At 55.0% G+C, this 16906-nt stretch carries 17 protein-coding genes and 1 other annotated feature (1 of these 18 running past the window's edge); of the genes, 10 read left to right on the forward strand and 7 right to left on the reverse strand.

The window, feature by feature from the left end; all coding sequences use genetic code 11:
* Positions 1–9, forward strand: a sequence feature (His leader region) (it extends 113 nt beyond the left edge of the window).
* A gap of 54 nt (positions 10–63) precedes the next feature.
* The 10 genes from hisG to F3I15_RS02635 all read left to right on the forward strand — a co-directional run bounded on the left by hisG (position 64) and on the right by F3I15_RS02635 (position 9291).
* Positions 64–963 carry an ATP phosphoribosyltransferase gene (gene hisG / locus F3I15_RS02590; RefSeq protein WP_039385304.1) on the forward strand — a complete coding sequence of 300 codons (900 nt, stop codon included), beginning with the start codon at positions 64–66 and terminating at the stop codon, positions 961–963.
* 3 nt (positions 964–966) lie between these two features.
* On the forward strand, positions 967–2274 hold the full coding sequence (gene hisD / locus F3I15_RS02595; protein ID WP_150016437.1) for a histidinol dehydrogenase: 1308 nt from the start codon (positions 967–969) through the stop codon (positions 2272–2274).
* Positions 2271–3347 carry a histidinol-phosphate transaminase gene (gene hisC / locus F3I15_RS02600; protein ID WP_150016438.1) on the forward strand — a complete coding sequence of 359 codons (1077 nt, stop codon included), beginning with the start codon at positions 2271–2273 and terminating at the stop codon, positions 3345–3347. The genes hisD and hisC overlap by 4 nt, the downstream gene beginning before the upstream one ends.
* Positions 3344–4411, forward strand: a complete 1068-nt coding sequence (gene hisB / locus F3I15_RS02605) for a bifunctional histidinol-phosphatase/imidazoleglycerol-phosphate dehydratase HisB (RefSeq protein ID WP_150016439.1) — start codon at positions 3344–3346, stop codon at positions 4409–4411. Before hisC ends, hisB begins: the two co-directional genes overlap by 4 nt.
* A complete protein-coding gene (gene hisH / locus F3I15_RS02610; protein ID WP_039385312.1) occupies positions 4411–5001 on the forward strand; it encodes an imidazole glycerol phosphate synthase subunit HisH in 591 nt (196 codons plus the stop codon). Before hisB ends, hisH begins: the two co-directional genes overlap by 1 nt.
* Positions 5001–5738, forward strand: coding sequence for a 1-(5-phosphoribosyl)-5-[(5-phosphoribosylamino)methylideneamino]imidazole-4-carboxamide isomerase (gene hisA, locus F3I15_RS02615; protein WP_150016440.1), 738 nt, complete (start codon positions 5001–5003; stop codon positions 5736–5738). The genes hisH and hisA overlap by 1 nt, the downstream gene beginning before the upstream one ends.
* Positions 5720–6496: an imidazole glycerol phosphate synthase subunit HisF gene (gene hisF, locus F3I15_RS02620; protein ID WP_150016441.1), complete on the forward strand. Its 777-nt coding sequence runs from the start codon at positions 5720–5722 to the stop codon at positions 6494–6496. The genes hisA and hisF overlap by 19 nt, the downstream gene beginning before the upstream one ends.
* The gene (gene hisIE, locus F3I15_RS02625) at positions 6490–7101 is read left to right on the forward strand and encodes a bifunctional phosphoribosyl-AMP cyclohydrolase/phosphoribosyl-ATP diphosphatase HisIE (protein WP_150016442.1); all 612 of its coding nucleotides are present in this window, start codon (positions 6490–6492) and stop codon (positions 7099–7101) included. Before hisF ends, hisIE begins: the two co-directional genes overlap by 7 nt.
* A 165-nt stretch (positions 7102–7266) precedes the next feature.
* Positions 7267–8064, forward strand: a complete 798-nt coding sequence (locus F3I15_RS02630; RefSeq protein WP_150016443.1) for an ABC transporter substrate-binding protein — start codon at positions 7267–7269, stop codon at positions 8062–8064.
* Positions 8065–8175: 111 nt separating this feature from the next.
* Positions 8176–9291, forward strand: coding sequence for a succinylglutamate desuccinylase/aspartoacylase family protein (locus tag F3I15_RS02635; protein WP_150016444.1), 1116 nt, complete (start codon positions 8176–8178; stop codon positions 9289–9291).
* A 39-nt stretch (positions 9292–9330) separates the two neighbouring features.
* Here the strand turns inward: F3I15_RS02635 and wzzB are convergent, their stop codons facing one another.
* The 7 genes from wzzB to F3I15_RS02670 form a co-directional block, all read right to left on the reverse strand.
* Positions 9331–10329: an LPS O-antigen chain length determinant protein WzzB gene (gene wzzB, locus F3I15_RS02640; RefSeq protein ID WP_150016445.1), complete on the reverse strand. Its 999-nt coding sequence runs from the start codon at positions 10327–10329 to the stop codon at positions 9331–9333.
* Positions 10330–10397: 68 nt separating this feature from the next.
* Positions 10398–11807 carry an NADP-dependent phosphogluconate dehydrogenase gene (gndA, locus tag F3I15_RS02645; RefSeq protein WP_150016446.1) on the reverse strand — a complete coding sequence of 470 codons (1410 nt, stop codon included), beginning with the start codon at positions 11805–11807 and terminating at the stop codon, positions 10398–10400.
* Positions 11808–11969: 162 nt separating this feature from the next.
* Positions 11970–12383: a WbuC family cupin fold metalloprotein gene (locus F3I15_RS02650; RefSeq protein ID WP_150016447.1), complete on the reverse strand. Its 414-nt coding sequence runs from the start codon at positions 12381–12383 to the stop codon at positions 11970–11972.
* Entirely contained in the window at positions 12370–13584 is a 1215-nt protein-coding gene (locus tag F3I15_RS02655; RefSeq protein WP_150016448.1) for a glycosyltransferase family 4 protein, read from the reverse strand. The genes F3I15_RS02650 and F3I15_RS02655 overlap by 14 nt, the downstream gene beginning before the upstream one ends.
* On the reverse strand, positions 13584–14714 hold the full coding sequence (gene wecB, locus F3I15_RS02660) for a non-hydrolyzing UDP-N-acetylglucosamine 2-epimerase (RefSeq protein WP_150016449.1): 1131 nt from the start codon (positions 14712–14714) through the stop codon (positions 13584–13586). The genes F3I15_RS02655 and wecB overlap by 1 nt, the downstream gene beginning before the upstream one ends.
* Positions 14715–14717: 3 nt before the next feature.
* Positions 14718–15851: an NAD-dependent epimerase/dehydratase family protein gene (locus F3I15_RS02665; protein ID WP_150016450.1), complete on the reverse strand. Its 1134-nt coding sequence runs from the start codon at positions 15849–15851 to the stop codon at positions 14718–14720.
* A gap of 3 nt (positions 15852–15854) precedes the next feature.
* A complete protein-coding gene (locus tag F3I15_RS02670) occupies positions 15855–16898 on the reverse strand; it encodes a polysaccharide biosynthesis protein (protein ID WP_065648930.1) in 1044 nt (347 codons plus the stop codon).
* Positions 16899–16906 lie beyond the last annotated feature (8 nt).

Here is a 16906-nt window from a genome sequence, read left to right on the forward strand (position 1 = left end):
TTTTTTTATGGGCGAACGCAAACGTAACACGTTCAGACAGGATCAAATAAGAGGACAGGAACCATGTTAGATAACACCCGTTTACGCATAGCTATGCAGAAATCTGGCCGTTTAAGTGATGAATCACGCGAACTGCTGGCGCGCTGCGGCATCAAAATCAACCTTCAGCAGCAGCGTCTGATTGCGTTTGCGGAGAACATGCCTATCGATATCCTGCGCGTGCGCGATGACGATATTCCCGGTCTGGTGATGGATGGCGTGGTCGATCTCGGTATTGTCGGTGAGAACGTGCTGGAAGAGGAGCTGCTGACCCGCCGCTCGCAGGGTGAGGATCCGCGCTACTTTACGCTGCGTCGTCTGGATTTCGGCGGCTGCCGCCTGTCGCTGGCGATGCCGGTAGATGCCGACTATACCGGTCCGCAGTGCCTGAATAATGCCCGTATCGCCACCTCCTACCCGCACCTGCTGAAACAGTATCTCGACAAACAGGGCATCCCGTTTAAATCCTGTCTGCTGAATGGCTCGGTGGAAGTTGCGCCGCGCGCGGGCCTGGCTGATGCGATCTGCGATCTGGTCTCTACCGGCGCCACCCTGGAGGCCAACGGCCTGCGTGAGGTCGAGGTGATCTACCGCTCCAAAGCAGTACTGATCCAGCGCGACGGCGAGCTGCCGGCGGCGAAGCAGGCGCTGGTCGACACCATGATGACGCGCATCCAGGGCGTGATCAAAGCGCGCGAATCGAAATATATCATGCTGCACGCACCGAGCGAGCGGCTGGAAGAGGTCATCGCCCTGCTGCCTGGCGCCGAGCGCCCTACCGTGCTGCCGCTGGCGGGAGAAGTGAGCCGCGTGGCGATGCACATGGTCAGCAGCGAGACGCTGTTCTGGGAAACCATGGAAAAACTGAAAGCGCTGGGCGCCAGCTCGATCCTGGTGCTGCCGATTGAAAAAATGCTGGAGTAACCGATGAGCACCCTGATGACCCCAATCAGCTGGCAGCAGTGTGACGCCGCACAGCAGCAGGCGCTGCTGCAGCGCCCGGCCATTGCCGCTTCTGCCACCGTCAGCGCCACCGTGCAGAACGTGCTGGCGGAAGTGAAATCGCGCGGCGACGCGGCACTGCGCGATTTCAGCGCGCAATTTGATAAGGCGCAGGTCAGCCAGCTGCGCGTCTCTGCGGCAGAGATGCAGGCCGCCAGTGCCCGCCTGAGCGACGAGCTTAAACAGGCGATGGCGGTTGCCGTGCGCAATATTGAGACCTTCCACAACGCTCAGATTTTGGCCGCGGTGGATGTCGAAACGCAGCCTGGCGTGCGCTGTCAGCAGATTACGCGGCCGGTGCAGTCGGTAGGCCTCTATATTCCGGGCGGTTCTGCGCCGCTCTTTTCCACCGTGCTGATGCTGGCTACTCCGGCGCGCATTGCCGGCTGCGGCCGCGTAGTGCTCTGCTCGCCACCACCGGTTGCCGATGAAATTCTCTATGCCGCACAGCTGTGCGGCGTGCAGGAGGTGTTTCAGGTCGGCGGCGCGCAGGCGATTGCTGCACTGGCTTTTGGTACCGAATCGGTGCCGAAAGTGGACAAAATCTTTGGCCCGGGCAACGCCTGGGTGACGGAGGCGAAGCGTCAGGTGAGCCAGCGACTCGACGGCGCGGCTATCGATATGCCTGCCGGCCCCTCTGAAGTGCTGGTGATCGCAGATGAAGGGGCGACGCCCGCGTTTGTCGCCTCTGACCTGCTGTCGCAGGCGGAGCACGGCCCTGACTCTCAGGTGATCCTGCTGACGTCGTCGCAGAGGCTGGCTGAAGAGGTGGCACAGGCCGTTGAGGCGCAGCTGGCTGCACTGCCGCGCGCCGCCACCGCGCGCCAGGCGCTGGCGAGCAGCCGCCTGATTGTGGCGCAGGATCTGGCGCAGTGCGTGGCGATTTCAAACCAGTATGGCCCGGAGCACCTGATCATTCAGACGCGCCAGCCGCGCGATCTGGTCGATGCTATCACCAGCGCCGGTTCGGTATTTCTCGGCGACTGGTCACCGGAATCTGCCGGTGACTACGCCTCGGGTACCAACCACGTCCTGCCAACCTATGGCTATACCGCCACCAGCTCCAGCCTCGGACTGGCAGATTTTCAGAAGCGGATGACGGTGCAGGAGCTGACGCCGCAGGGCTTTATGAACCTGGCCGCCACCATTGAAACCCTGGCCGCCGCCGAGCAGCTTGATGCGCACAAAAACGCCGTTACCCTGCGCGTTGCCGCCCTGAAGGAGCAAGCATGAGCACTGAAATTGAAGCGTTAGCGCGTGCTAACGTCCGCGCCCTGACGCCCTACCAGTCAGCGCGTCGCCTGGGCGGCAACGGAGACGTCTGGCTGAACGCCAACGAATTTCCGCTGCCGGTGCCGTTTGAGCTGTCACAGCAGACGCTGAACCGCTATCCGGAGTGCCAGCCGCGGCTGGTGATTGAGCGCTATGCCGCCTACGCCGGTTTAACCCCGGAGCAGGTTCTGGTCAGCCGCGGCGCTGATGAGGGCATTGAGCTGCTGATGCGCGCGTTCTGCGAGCCGGGCAAAGATGCCATTCTGTTCTGCCCGCCGACGTACGGTATGTACAGCGTCAGCGCCGAAACCATCGGTATCGAGTACCGTACCGTGCCAGCGCTGGAAGACTGGCAGCTTAACCTGCCGGCTATTGCCGCTAAGCTCGATGGCGTAAAAGTGGTTTACCTCTGCAGCCCGAACAATCCGACCGGTAACCTGATCAATCAGGATGATATCCGGGCGCTGCTCGCCATGACCGCCGGTAAAGCGCTGGTGGTAGCGGATGAGGCATATATTGAGTTCTGTCCGGCCGCAACGCTTGCGGCATGGCTGCAGGAGTATCCGCATCTGGTGATCCTGCGCACGCTCTCAAAGGCGTTCGCGCTGGCGGGTCTGCGCTGCGGTTTCACCCTGGCTAACAAGCCGGTTATCGACCTGCTGATGAAGGTGATCGCACCTTATCCGCTGGCCACGCCGGTCGCTGACGTTGCGGCGCAGGCGCTGAGCGAGGCGGGTATTGCGCTGATGCGTCAGCACGTGGCTGAACTCAACGCGAACCGCGCATGGCTGTATGAGCAGCTACCGCAGCTGCCCGTGGTTGAGCAGGTGTTTCCGAGCGAGACCAACTACATCCTTGCGCGCTTCACCGACTCGCCAGCCGTGTTTAAATCGCTGTGGGATCGGGGCATTATTCTGCGTGACCAGAACAAAAATCCCGGTCTTGCCGGATGCCTGCGCATCTCAATTGGTACCCGAACCGAGTGCGAGCGCCTGATCGCCGCGCTGCAAGCCTTTTCCGTGGAGCAAGCATGAGCCAGAAGATCCTTTTTATTGACCGTGACGGCACGCTGATTGCCGAGCCGCCCTCTGACTTTCAGGTAGATCGCCTGGATAAGCTGGCGCTGGAGAAAGATGTGATCCCCGCGCTGCTGGCGCTGCAGGAAGCGGGTTACCAGCTGGTGATGATCACCAATCAGGATGGTCTGGGTACCGAAAGCTTCCCGCAGGCCGATTTCGATGCGCCGCATACGCTGATGATGCAGATCTTTACCTCGCAGGGAATTAACTTCAGCGATGTACTGATCTGCCCTCACCTGCCCGCCGATAACTGCGACTGCCGTAAACCCAAAACCCGGCTGGTTGAGGCGTGGCTGGCAGAGGGCGCACTGGATAAAGCCAGCAGCTATGTGATTGGCGATCGTCAGACCGATCTGCAGCTGGCGGAAAACATGGGGATTCAGGGCCTGCGCTACGGCGCCGAGGGCGAGAGCTGGGCCTCCATTCAGGCGCAGCTTACCAAACGCGACCGCTATGCGCTGGTCAACCGCAACACCAAAGAGACGCAGATCAAAGTGGAAGTGTGGCTCGACCGTGAAGGCGGCAGCAAAATCAACACCGGCGTCGGCTTTTTTGACCACATGCTGGACCAGATCGCGGTACACGGCGGCTTTCGCATGAATATCGACGTCAAAGGCGATCTCTATATCGACGATCACCACACAGTGGAAGATACCGGCCTGGCGCTGGGCGAAGCGCTGCTCAGGGCGCTGGGCGACAAGCGCGGCATTGGCCGTTTCGGCTTTGTGCTGCCGATGGATGAGTGTCTGGCGCGCTGCGCGCTGGATATCTCCGGCCGGCCACATCTTGAATACAAAGCGGAGTTCAGCTATCAGCGCGTGGGCGATCTCAGTACTGAGATGGTCGAGCACTTCTTCCGCTCGCTCTCCTACGCCATGATGAGCACGCTGCACCTGAAAACCAAAGGCCGTAACGATCACCACCGCGTGGAGAGTTTGTTCAAAGCCTTTGGCCGCACGCTGCGCCAGGCGATCCGCGTGGAGGGGAATACCCTGCCGAGCTCAAAAGGAGTGCTGTGATGAACGTGGTCATTCTCGACACCGGCTGCGCCAACCTCTCGTCGGTCAGATGGGCGATTGAGCGCCTCGGCTATACGCCTGAAGTGAGCCGTGATGCCGATGTGGTTCTGCGCGCCGATAAGCTGCTGCTGCCGGGCGTTGGCACCGCGCAGGCGGCGATGAACCAGCTGGCAGAGCGCGAGCTGATTGATCTGATCAAAGCCTGTACGCAGCCGGTTCTGGGGATCTGCCTCGGTATGCAGCTGCTGGGACGCGGCAGCGATGAGAATGGCGGCATCAGCACGCTGGGTATCGTTGATGAGCCGGTGGCGCTGATGGATACGCAGGGCCTGCCGCTGCCGCACATGGGCTGGAATCAGATCACCGCCAAAGCGGGACACCATCTGTTCCGCGATATTCCGGATGGCAGCTACTTCTACTTTGTGCACAGCTACGCGATGCCGGTTAACGCCGCCACGATTGCGCAGTGCGACTACGGCCTGCCTTTTACCGCCGCGCTGCAGAAAGATAACTTCTTTGGCGTGCAGTTTCACCCCGAGCGCTCCGGCAAAGCGGGCGCGCAGCTGCTGAAAAACTTCCTGGAGATGTAATGATTATCCCCGCGTTAGATTTGATTGATGGCAAGGTGGTGCGCCTGCATCAGGGCGACTACGGTCAGCAGCGCGACTACGGTAGCGACCCGCTGCCGCGCCTGCAGGAGTATGAACGCCAGGGTGCCAGCGTGCTGCACCTGGTGGATTTGACCGGTGCGAAAGATCCGGCTAAGCGCCAGATCCCGCTGCTGACCACGCTGCTGCGCGGCGTCAGTGTGCCGGTGCAGGTTGGCGGCGGCATTCGCCAGCGTGATGATGTGGCGGCCCTGCTGGCCGCCGGCGCCACGCGCGTGGTGGTCGGCTCGACGGCAGTCAAACAGCCGGAAGAAGTGAAAAGCTGGTTCAGCGAATTCGGTGCCGACGCCATCGTACTGGCGCTGGATGTGCGCATTGACGCCAGCAATCGTAAAGAAGTGGCGATCAGCGGCTGGCAGGAAGCGGCGGGCGTCACGCTGGAAGAGGTGATTAGCTGGTATCAGCCGGTGGGCCTGAAGCACGTGCTCTGCACTGACATTTCACGCGACGGCACGCTGAGCGGCTCAAACGTGGCGCTCTATAAAGAAGTGTCAGAAGCTTTCCCTGACATCGCCTTTCAAAGTTCCGGCGGCATCGGCTCGCTGGCGGATATCGCCGCGCTGCGCGGCAGCGGTGCGCAGGGCGTGATCGTTGGTCGTGCCCTGCTGGAAGATAAATTTACGGTAGCGGAGGCGATTTCATGCTGGCAAAACGGATAATCCCCTGTCTGGACGTGCGTAACGGACAGGTTGTAAAAGGCGTGCAGTTCCGCAATCACGAAATCATCGGCGACATTGTGCCGCTGGCGCAGCGCTACGCGCAGGAAGGGGCCGACGAGCTGGTGTTTTATGACATCACCGCCTCATCGGATGGCCGCGTGGTCGACAAAAGCTGGGTCTCACGCGTAGCGGAAGTGATCGACATTCCGTTCTGCGTCGCAGGCGGCATCAGGAGCGAAGAAGATGCCGCGCGCATTCTGCAGTTTGGCGCTGACAAAATCTCGGTCAACTCCCCAGCCCTGGCCGATCCGACGCTGATCACCCGTCTCGCTGACCGTTTTGGCGTGCAGTGCATAGTAGTGGGTATCGATACCTGGTTTGATGAGGCGAGCGGTAAATATCACGTCAATCAGTATACCGGTGATGAAGCGCGCACCCGGGTTACGCAGTGGGAAACCCTTGACTGGGTGCGGGAAGTGCAGAAGCTCGGCGCGGGCGAGATCGTGCTGAATATGATGAATCAGGATGGCGTACGTAACGGCTACGATCTGGTTCAGCTGCAGAAGGTCCGCGAAGTGTGCAGCGTACCGCTGATCGCGTCCGGCGGGGCCGGCACCATGCCGCACTTCCTCGACGCCTTTACGCAGGCAAACGTTGATGGTGCGCTGGCGGCGTCGGTGTTTCATAAGCAGATTATTAATATCAGTGAGCTGAAAAACTTTCTGATCGACAACGGTGTGGAGATTCGCGCGTGTTAACAGCAGACCAACTGGCCCGCCTGGACTGGGTCAAAACCGCGGGCATGATGCCCGTTATCGTGCAGCACAACGTCTCCGGCGAAGTGCTGATGCACGGTTATATGAATGAGGCGGCGCTGGAAAAAACGCTGGCGGAAGGCCACGTCACCTTTTTCTCGCGCACCAAAGAGCGTCTCTGGACCAAAGGCGAATCCTCCGGCCACTTTCTTCAGGTCGTGAGCATTACGCCAGACTGCGATAACGATACGCTGCTGGTGCTGGCGAACCCGATCGGGCCGACGTGTCATCTCGGCACCTCCAGCTGCTTCTCGCCCGCCGCACCAGAGTGGACGTTCCTCTATCAACTGGAGCAGCTGCTGGCGTCGCGGAAAGATGCCGATCCCGCCAGCTCCTATACCGCCAGCCTCTACGCCAGCGGCACCAAGCGTATTGCGCAGAAAGTTGGCGAAGAGGGCGTGGAGACCGCGCTGGCAGCCACGGTGAACGATCGTCATGAACTGACCAATGAAGCCTCCGACCTGCTCTATCACCTGATAGTGCTGCTGCAGGACCAGGATCTGGATTTAAGCGCGATCGTTAACAACCTGCGCGCCCGTCATAAGTAATCCCGCATTTTCAGGGTCGCCACCAGCGGCCCTGCTTATCATTCCGGAATGCTCACTATCCGCGGCTGCATAATGGTAACGTGATGAAAATAATCCTCTAATTGCCATTCGCCATTGCGGGGGGTACTCTCGGAATACCCGCTTTTACAATAGAAGAACCCGTTTATGGCACACTCTCGTTTTACCGCGCGTCTGCGCAATACCGCAGCGCTGGCGCTGCTGGCTGGCTGCACTTTTGGCGCGCAGGCAAAGATTGATCAGGTGCGTTTCGCAGTTGATCCGACCTATCCACCGTTTGAATCCAAAACCCCGCAGGGCAAGCTGGTAGGCTTTGATATCGATCTGGGCAACGCGCTGTGCGCGCAGATGCAGGCCAGATGCGTCTGGGTGGAAAGCCAGTTTGACGGCATGATCCCGGCGCTGAAGGCGCGCAAGTTTGACGCTATCCTCTCCGATATGGGTGTGACCGAAGAGCGCCTGAAGCAGATCGACTTTACCGAACCGATGTATGACACGCATGTGCAGCTGATAGCGCGTAAAGGCTCCGGCCTGCTGCCGACCGCAGAGTCGCTGAAGGGCAAAAGCGTGGGCGTGGAACAGGGTACGGTGCAGGAGCGTTATGCGCGCGCTAAATGGCAGCCGCACGGCGTCAATGTGGTGCCGTATGGCGACCAGGCCCAGGTAGAAAGCGACCTGATATCCGGCCGTCTGGACGCGGTGTTTACCGACGCTGCGCAGGCGGCTATCGGTTTTCTGAAGCATCCGCAGGGGAAAGATTTTGCGCTGGCCGGCCCGATTGTGCAGGACCCGCTGATTGGCCCTGGCACCGCTATCGGCCTGCGTAAAGGCGACACTGAACTGAAAGCGGCGCTCAACGGCGCGTTTGATGAGCTGAAGAAAAACGGCACGTTTGACACTATTCAGAAGCGCTACTTCGCGACAGATATCTCTGTCCAGCCGTGAATCTCTGGCGGCGCGTTTGCCGCCGCTTTTTTGACGGAACTATACTCTGTTCAGTCACCCTAACAGGCCTGCGCGCTACTGCAGCCTCAGAAACAGGACACCGGCCGCCCTATGCAACAACAACATCATCCATTACTGAGCGCCTCGCTGGGCACCCAGCGAGAGATAGTCAGCTTTCATTTCGGTACCGACTCGCAAAAGCGCGTCTATATTCAGGCCGCTCTGCACGGCGATGAGCTGCCGGGTATGGCGGTTGCCTGGTATCTCAAACAGAAGCTGCTGGCGCTGGAGTCCGCCGGCAAGCTGAAAGCCAAAATCACGCTGGTCCCGGTAGCCAATCCGCTGGCGCTGGGTCAGCACTGGCACGGCACGCATCTGGGACGTTTTCATACTCTCTCTGGCCAGGATTTTAACCGGCGCTTTCCGGCGCTGGGTGAGAAGCTGGCCGCTGAACTGGCGGGGTCTTTGACGCAGAGTGAATATGAAAACAGACGCCTGATCCGCGATGCTATCGATCGTTACTACCGCGATCAGATAGCCAGAACCGAGCTGGAGTCGCAGCGCTATACCCTGATGCGTATGGCAAGTCAGGCCGATCTGATGATTGACCTGCACTGCGACTGGGATGCGCTGCCGCACCTCTATACAACGCCTCACGCCTGGTCTGAGGTGGAACCGCTGGCGCGCTGGCTCGGCAGCGAGGTGCAGCTGCTGGCGCAGATTTCCGGCGGAGAGCCGTTCGACGAAGCGTGCTGCGAACCCTGGCTGACGCTGGCAAAACGCTTTGGCGATGACTATCCGATGCCGCGCGGTCTGCTGCCGGTGACGCTGGAGCTGCGTGGCGTCGCCGACGTCTCTGCGGAACAGGCGGAAAAAGATGCCGATGCGATCATTAATGCGCTCACCGAAAGTGGCTATATCAGCGGCGATCCGGGCGTCTCTCCTGCCCTGCGCCATCCCCCCACGCCGCTGGCGGGCTGTGAATATATTCATGCGCCCTACTCCGGTCTGCTGCTGAACCGGCGTAAGCTGGGTGAGTGGATTAAACCGGGGGAAGTGGTGGCAGAAGTGATCGATCCGGTCAGCGACCACATTACGCCGCTGGTGGCTGAGTATGGCGGCGTGCTCTACGCCAGAAACCTCACCAAGTTTGTCACGTCCGGGATGCTGGCGGTGCGGCTGGCGGGGGAAAGTGCAGGACGCAGCGGTGAGCTGCTGGTGATGTGATGGCATAAAAAAACCGGCTCAGAGGCCGGTTTTTTTATTTTAGTGACGACTGCGGTAGTTGCTGACGATGCTGCGGCCAATCACGATAGCCGAACCCAGCACGCCGCCCAGGATCAGGGCTAACAGTAGGGTAAGGGCCTTTTTCGGACTGTCGCGGCGAATCGGCAGGTCAGCTTCAGCGATGTAGCGGAACGACTGCAGGTTGTCTGCCTGGATGGTGACGTGCGTAATTGAGAGCAGCGCGCGCTCGGCACTATAATAGTCATCATCAAAATCGAGCGGCTTGGTCGCTTCATTGGTTACCATCGCGCGTAACGCTTCACTGCCCAGCAGATAGAGTGTGTCATCAGAGAGATACTCTGCCTGACTCAGCTGCGATTTTTCAAGACCAGCCGCTTCCGCTACCTTCAGCGCCTGAGTAATCACATCAAGACGATGCTGTTTTTTGTTAATGGCGATCTGCTTGTGCGCATCCAGAATTTCTTTCAGCTCTTTAGCTTTCACGCCCAGGCTATGTTTTATATCCTGACCATAATCGCTGACGACTTCGTTATTCACAGTCGTAAGATACTTTTTCAGCTGCGCCTGCGCTTCTTTTGCACTCTGCGCGACAAAAGAGATAGTCAGCGCATCATTACTGCCTTTATTCACCTGGCTGATTTTTAATGTTTCAGGCTCTTCCTGATTTGCCAGAGCGCCAGCGAGCGCATTCATTGAGGCGCTGAAGCGGCCAAACAGCTGGTTTTGCAGATCGGTAACTGACGGTTTTTCCTGGATATTTTGCGCATAGAGCACGCTCAGCGTAGCGTTATAGCTGGCAACCTGTCCCGCTGAAGGCTGCGTAACAATGGCCTCAGACGTCCATTTTTNGCTTAAATAGACAATGCTTAACAACATCATCACTACCATCGTCGCAATAATTATCCACTTGCCTTTCCACAGCTGGACAATTATGTCGAGCAAATCTATTTCATCATTATTGTTTGAAGCCAGAACGCCCGGATCGTTATTCAGTCCGGGCTTATTGTTTGCATTCATAAATTCAGTACTCGCCAATCATTATCAGCATAAAAAAACACCTCCCGGACGGGAGGTGTTAAGAACAGTTACTCTAACCACTCGGTGTGGAATACGCCTTCTTTATCGGTACGCTTGTAAGTATGCGCACCAAAGTAGTCGCGCTGCGCCTGGATCAGGTTAGCAGGCAGCACCGCTGAACGGTAGCTGTCATAGTACGCGATAGCTGCGGAGAAGGTCGGGGTCGGGATGCCGTTCTGTACTGCATAAGCCACCACATCGCGCAGCGCCTGCTGATACTGGTCAGCGATATCTTTGAAGTATGGCGCTAACAGCAGGTTGGCGATATTGGCATCGGCAGCATAGGCGTCGGTGATTTTCTGCAGGAACTGTGCACGAATGATGCAGCCGGCACGGAAGATTTTCGCGATCTCACCATACTGCAGATCCCAGCTGTACTGCTCTGATGCCGCACGCAGCTGTGAGAAGCCCTGCGCATAGGAGACAATTTTGCCCAGATAAAGCGCGCGACGCACTTTCTCAACGAACTCAGCTTTATCACCGCTTACTGCCTGCGCCTGCGGACCGCTCAGGACTTTAGAGGCAGCAACGCGCTGCGTTTTCAGTGAAGAGAGGTAGCGGGCAAAGACAGATTCAGTGATCAGCGACAGCGGCTCACCCAGATCCAGCGAGCTCTGGCTGGTCCACTTACCGGTGCCTTTGTTTGCTGCTTCATCCAGAATCACATCAACCAGGTAGTTACCCTCTTCATCTTTTTTAGTGAAGATATCTTTGGTGATGTCGATCAGGTAGCTGCTCAGCTCGCCGTTGTTCCAGTCGGTGAAGGTTTCAGCCAGCTCTTCATTGCTCAGACCCAGCGCACCTTTCAGCAGCGCATAAGCTTCAGCAATCAGCTGCATATCGCCATATTCGATACCGTTATGCACCATCTTCACATAGTGACCCGCGCCGTTCGGGCCGATGTACGCCACGCAGGCGTCGCCATCTTCTGCACGGGCAGCAATCTTATCGAAGATAGGGGCAACCAGCTCATAAGCTTCTTTCTGACCGCCAGGCATGATAGAAGGGCCTTTCAGCGCGCCCTCTTCACCGCCGGAGACGCCGGTACCGATGAAGTTAAAGCCCTGCTCGCTGAGCTCCTGATTACGACGGATAGTATCTTTATAGAAGGTGTTACCGCCATCAATCAGAATGTCGCCTTTATCCAGATGCGGCGTCAGCGATGCGATGGTTTTGTCCGTCGCTTCACCCGCCTGCACCATCAGCAGAATACGGCGCGGCTTTTCCAGTGACTCAACGAACTCTTCTACGGTGTAAAATGGAGCAAGCTTCTTACCCGGATTTTCAGCAATGACTTCATTAGTCTTTTCGCGTGAGCGGTTAAAGATAGAAACGGTGTAACCACGGCTTTCGATATTGAGAGCCAGGTTACGGCCCATTACTGCCATCCCTACTACGCCGATCTGTTGCTTAGACATTACATACTCCTGTCAGATGTATTTACTGCTGATGTGATTAGCAGCACAAAAGTACTTCGATGTTAACTCACTCATCTCAGATTTAGATAGCCTAAGATGCTTCACCCGGCTCATTTGCGTAAATGCCAGGCATGAAATCAGATAACCCAAAAAATGAATGGCTTAGTTATCTGCCCATGCCGGAGAGGCTTTTGCAAACGCAGGGTCAAACGGTCCTTCTTTGACCTCAAGCATCAGGGCGCGTTCTGAAAGGCATTCAACGCTATGAATATCACCAGGACTGAATTCAACCAGCGTGATACCCGAGCGTGGCCCCGCAACAAACTGACGTACCACAGCACCCTGTTCATCATAGAGCCGGATATCCAGCTCTCCTTCCAGCACCGTGAACAGCTCCCACTGATGCGAAAGCTCATGGTAGTGAGGCTCAACGAAGCTTCCGCTGACTAAACCAATCAGCAGACGCTGAACTTTGTCATCATGGGAAGCATGCATAAGAAGATGCGCGCGTTTGCGCACTGACAGCTCTGCATCCCGGTAGAGCTGCTCGGTAACGGCCTTATCAATGACTCTCATTATTCACCCCAAACGCGTTTTCTATCTGACCTGCAGCAGCGCCCACTGAAAATTGATCCAGTAGCAGCTGATAAGCAGCCGCGCCCATCTCTTTTCTCAATGTCTCATCCTGCGTAAAGTTTATTGCCGCCTGCAGCAGACGCTCATCTTCACCGTTGATGAAAATCGTTCCGGCTTTGTTAGCATTAACGATATCGGCTAGATCGTTACCTTTGTTGACGCTACCGAGGATAGGGATACTTTGCACCATGTAACCCAGCAGTTTTCCCGGGAAGTTATGTGAGGTATGGTTCGCTGCCAGAGAAAACAGACCGACATCAACTTCAGTCAGCAGATATTTAAACGTTTTCTGATCCACCGACGGCAAATAAGTGAAGTTTGTCAACGCCCATTCCTGAGCGAGTTTGTTAACAAGAGTGACTTCATCACCCTGCCCGACAAACAAAAAATGCGCCTGCGGAAAAGCCTGCATGCTCTTTACCAGCCGCATCAGGTTCGCCATATCCTGCGCATGGCCAATGTTGCCGCCGTAGAAAAACACCGTTTTATTCTGCAGGCCGGATGCGTTGATAATCGAATTGTATTCACTATCCCCTGCATGAGCAGGTTCAATGCTGGCCCAGTTGCGTAGCACTCCGGCCCTTCTCTGCGGATTATGCTGCATAAACAGCCTGAGGTTGTTTTCCGACATCAGGCCTATATCGCTGGCTTCATCGTAAAGGCTTTTCTCAAAATGGCGAAAATACTTTTCGGTTAGCGAGCCCTGCTTAATCATGCCCGCATCAATGGCCCACTGTGGAAAAAAGTCACGCAGAATCAGGTAGGATTTGCATGCACAACGCTGTTTGATCTTCCTGACTAAATATCCCCAGAAAACAGAGGGAGAGTAGTACACGACGCCATCGAATGAGTTTGCTTTTATCTTATGACGTACCGCTCTCCACGCACGCACTGACAGCAGGCTTTCATTCACTGCCCGCTGAATATGACTGATATCTTTTATGGGGCCCGTTCTGAAACGCCAGACGGTAACGCCCTCTAACATATCCTCCTGCAACGCGTGCTGCAGATTTGCATCCGGAGTAATAACCGTAACGCTATGACCACGCTGAATGAACTCCTGCGCCAGCTCATGGAACATTTTTGCGCCGACGCGGGTACTGTGCGGAAGATAATCGTCAATTATAAAAGCAAATTTCATCAGTACTCTTTCCAGACAACCCGTTTAATGTAGTCAGTGTAGGAGTGAATAATCCGGACGACTTTGTCTGATACATTCGGCATGCTGTAGTCATAGACCTGGCGCAGCAAGCGCTCTTCGCCGCGCGGCTGAGTCTCAAGCACGGTAAGCGCCTGCAGTACGCGATCGCGCTCCAGACCCGTCATCATGACCGAAGCTTCTTCAAACCCTTCCGGACGTTCATGCGCTTCGCGAATATTCAGCGCCGGGAAGTTCATGATTGACGACTCTTCAGTGATGGTTCCGCTGTCAGAAAGCACTGCACGGGCATGTTTCTGCAGGTGATTATAGTCGTGGAATCCGAGAGGTTTCAGCAGCTGAATTTTTTCGTGAAATACAATGCCGTTGGCTTCGATGCGGTTACGGGTACGCGGATGCGTAGAGACAATAACCGGCAGCTGATACTTCTCAGCAATAGTATTCAGAATATCCGCCAGCTTAGCTAATTGCTTCGGCGAATCGACATTCTCTTCCCGGTGAGCGCTGACAACGAAGAACTGATTTGCCTGAAGCTGCAGACGCTCAAGCACATCAGAGCCATCAATCTGCGGCATGTAGTGCGTTAACACTTCATACATCGGACTACCGGTTTTGATAACCCGATCTGCCGGCAGGCCTTCAGCCAGCAGATATTCACGCGCAATATCGCTGTAGGTGAGGTTAACATCTGCGGTATGATCAACGATACGGCGGTTGGTTTCTTCAGGTACCCGCTGATCAAAGCAGCGGTTACCCGCTTCCATATGGAAAATGGGGATTTTGCGACGTTTAGCCGCGATAGCAGAGATGCAGGAGTTGGTGTCCCCTAAGACCAGCATCGCTTCCGGCTGGATTTCGGCAAACACTTGGTCAATCTTAATGATCACCTGGCCAATCGTTTCTGCCGCGTTTTTTCCCGCAGCATCCAGAAAGAAGTCCGGCTTACGCACATTCAGGTCGTTGAAAAAGACTTCGTTAAGCTCATAGTCGTAGTTCTGACCGGTGTGAACCAGAATATGCTCACAGTACTGGTCAAGTTTATCCAGCACGCGCGACAGGCGGATAATTTCCGGACGCGTTCCTACAACTGAAACAATTTTTAGTTTTTTCATAAATTACTTATCTAATTTAGAGAAAATAGTATCCGGATGAGAAGGGTCGAAGACTTCATTAGCCCAGACAATAGCTATAAGCTCTTCATCACCGATATTAGTCACATCGTGAGCCCATCCAGGAATTGTCTCTACCATCACCGGTTTATCACCGCTGGTAACCGTTTCATAATATTCATCAGTTAACATATGGCGAAACCTAAAACGAGCCGTACCACTTATGACCATAAATTTTTCAGTTTTGGTGTGATGGTAGTGCCCGCCACGTGTGATGCCAGGGTGAGCGGTAAAATAAGAAACCTGTCCGGAATCTTTACTCTTGAATAACTCGACAAAGCTGCCACGCGGATCGGTATGTTGTTTTACCGGATATGAGAAGTCCTGCTCAGGTAGATAGCTGACGTAGGTCGAATAAAGCGCTCTCAAAAAACCAGTACCGACGCGCTCGAGTTCCAGAGAATTACGGCCCTCACGAAAACCGGTGATGCTTTCGGCGATCTCACCTAACGCAACATTATATTCAGGAACAACCTTGATAAAATGCTGCTTATTACCAGGTTTTATTTCCTGCTCCAGTAAATCCGTGAACACCTTCACAACATCGTCTATGTATACGAGCCTGAGGAGATATTGCGGATCGTTGACGGTGACAGGAAGTTCATGCGCTATATTGTAGCAAAACGTTGCAACCACAGAATTATAGTTCGGTTTAGCCCACTTACCAAAGACGCCCGGAAGCCGGCTGATAAACACCGGGTTACCCGTTTCGCTGGCTAAAGTAGCGAAAACATTTTCTGCTGCTAATTTTGTCCGGCCATACTCATTGTCGGCAGACGCGTGAATTGAAGAACTAAATACAACCGGAATATAACGTCCGGTTTCGTTAACACATTTTTTAATCGCGTCGCAGACAAGAGAGGATAAATCAACATTGCCACGCGTAAATTCAGCGGGGTCCTGAGGTCGATTGATTCCCGCCAGATGGAATATAAAATCCGCTTTTTCAATCAAAGCAGAAAGATCTTCAGTTTTGCTTTCACGATTGAAAGATATTACCTGGATGTTCTGACGTTGTTGCAGGCTTAAAGCCAGGTTTTTTGCTATAAAACCATCAGACCCCGTTATCAGGACTTTCAAGGCTTACTCCTCCGCGTCAGCATACTCGCCATTTGCAATTTTATGCATAAACTCGAGTTTCATAAGGAGCTTAATCATCCCTTCAACGTCAAGACGAACTGTATTATGGGAATTATATTCTTCACCGCATAGAGCATCCGTAATTTTTTTCTCACCCTCTTCTACAAACTTCGCATAATTCAGATCGCGGGTATCTGCCGGAATACGGAAATAATCACCCATATCTTCAGCACAGGCACGTTCTTCTTTGCTGAGCAGAGATTCATACAACTTTTCACCGTGACGGGAACCGATGACGCTGACCTGGTGCTCAGGCTTATTCATCACTTTCAGGATGGCTTTGGTCAGGGTTTCAACAGTAGCCGCCGGCGCTTTCTGAACGAAGATATCACCATTGTTACCGTGCTCAAATGCATACAGCACCAGATCAACCGCATCCGCCAGGGTCATCATAAAACGCGTCATGCTGGGTTCAGTGATAGTAATGGTTTTGTCCTGCTGTACCTGCTGAACAAATAGCGGGATAACAGAACCGCGTGATGCCATTACGTTACCGTAGCGCGTGCCACAGATGACGGTGCCAGTGCCTTCAAGATTACGACTGGCCGCTACCATGACTTTTTCCATCATCGCTTTACTGATGCCCATAGCGTTGATTGGATACACCGCTTTATCGGTGCTCAGACAAACGACACGTTTTACGCCAGCATTGATTGCGCAGTTCAGCACGTTTTCGGTGCCGAGAACGTTAGTGCGCACAGCCTGCATCGGGTGGAACTCGCAGGAAGGCACCTGTTTTAGCGCTGCCGCATGAAAAACATAGTCCACACCACGCATTGCAGCAGCAATGCTGTTTTCGTCACGCACATCTCCCAGATAAAATTTCAACTTATCGCTGTTGAATTTTTTGCGCATGTCATCTTGCTTTTTTTCATCACGACTAAAAATGCGAATTTCACCAATATCGGTGTCAAGAAATCTTTTGAGAACTGCATTGCCGAAAGAGCCTGTACCACCAGTAATCAAAAGAGTTTTAGAGTTGAACATAAGCTGTA

Origin of the sequence: Pantoea sp. M_9 (genome assembly GCF_008631385.1) — a bacterium.
Taxonomy (GTDB): domain Bacteria; phylum Pseudomonadota; class Gammaproteobacteria; order Enterobacterales; family Enterobacteriaceae; genus Pantoea; species Pantoea eucrina.

Excerpts from the sequence above, each read along its gene's own strand:
- gndA (WP_150016446.1), bottom strand. The coding sequence starts at position 11,807 with ATGTCTAAGCAACAGATCGGCGTAGTAGGGATGGCAGTAATGGGCCGT.
- F3I15_RS02650 (WP_150016447.1), bottom strand. The coding sequence starts at position 12,383 with ATGAGAGTCATTGATAAGGCCGTTACCGAGCAGCTCTACCGGGATGCA.
- hisC (WP_150016438.1), top strand. The coding sequence starts at position 2,271 with ATGAGCACTGAAATTGAAGCGTTAGCGCGTGCTAACGTCCGCGCCCTG.
- hisH (WP_039385312.1), top strand. The coding sequence starts at position 4,411 with ATGAACGTGGTCATTCTCGACACCGGCTGCGCCAACCTCTCGTCGGTC.
- F3I15_RS02655 (WP_150016448.1), bottom strand. The coding sequence starts at position 13,584 with ATGAAATTTGCTTTTATAATTGACGATTATCTTCCGCACAGTACCCGC.
- hisB (WP_150016439.1), top strand. The coding sequence starts at position 3,344 with ATGAGCCAGAAGATCCTTTTTATTGACCGTGACGGCACGCTGATTGCC.
- F3I15_RS02670 (WP_065648930.1), bottom strand. The coding sequence starts at position 16,898 with ATGTTCAACTCTAAAACTCTTTTGATTACTGGTGGTACAGGCTCTTTC.
- hisD (WP_150016437.1), top strand. The coding sequence starts at position 967 with ATGAGCACCCTGATGACCCCAATCAGCTGGCAGCAGTGTGACGCCGCA.
- hisA (WP_150016440.1), top strand. The coding sequence starts at position 5,001 with ATGATTATCCCCGCGTTAGATTTGATTGATGGCAAGGTGGTGCGCCTG.
- F3I15_RS02635 (WP_150016444.1), top strand. The coding sequence starts at position 8,176 with ATGCAACAACAACATCATCCATTACTGAGCGCCTCGCTGGGCACCCAG.
- F3I15_RS02630 (WP_150016443.1), top strand. The coding sequence starts at position 7,267 with ATGGCACACTCTCGTTTTACCGCGCGTCTGCGCAATACCGCAGCGCTG.
- wecB (WP_150016449.1), bottom strand. The coding sequence starts at position 14,714 with ATGAAAAAACTAAAAATTGTTTCAGTTGTAGGAACGCGTCCGGAAATT.
- hisF (WP_150016441.1), top strand. The coding sequence starts at position 5,720 with ATGCTGGCAAAACGGATAATCCCCTGTCTGGACGTGCGTAACGGACAG.
- hisG (WP_039385304.1), top strand. The coding sequence starts at position 64 with ATGTTAGATAACACCCGTTTACGCATAGCTATGCAGAAATCTGGCCGT.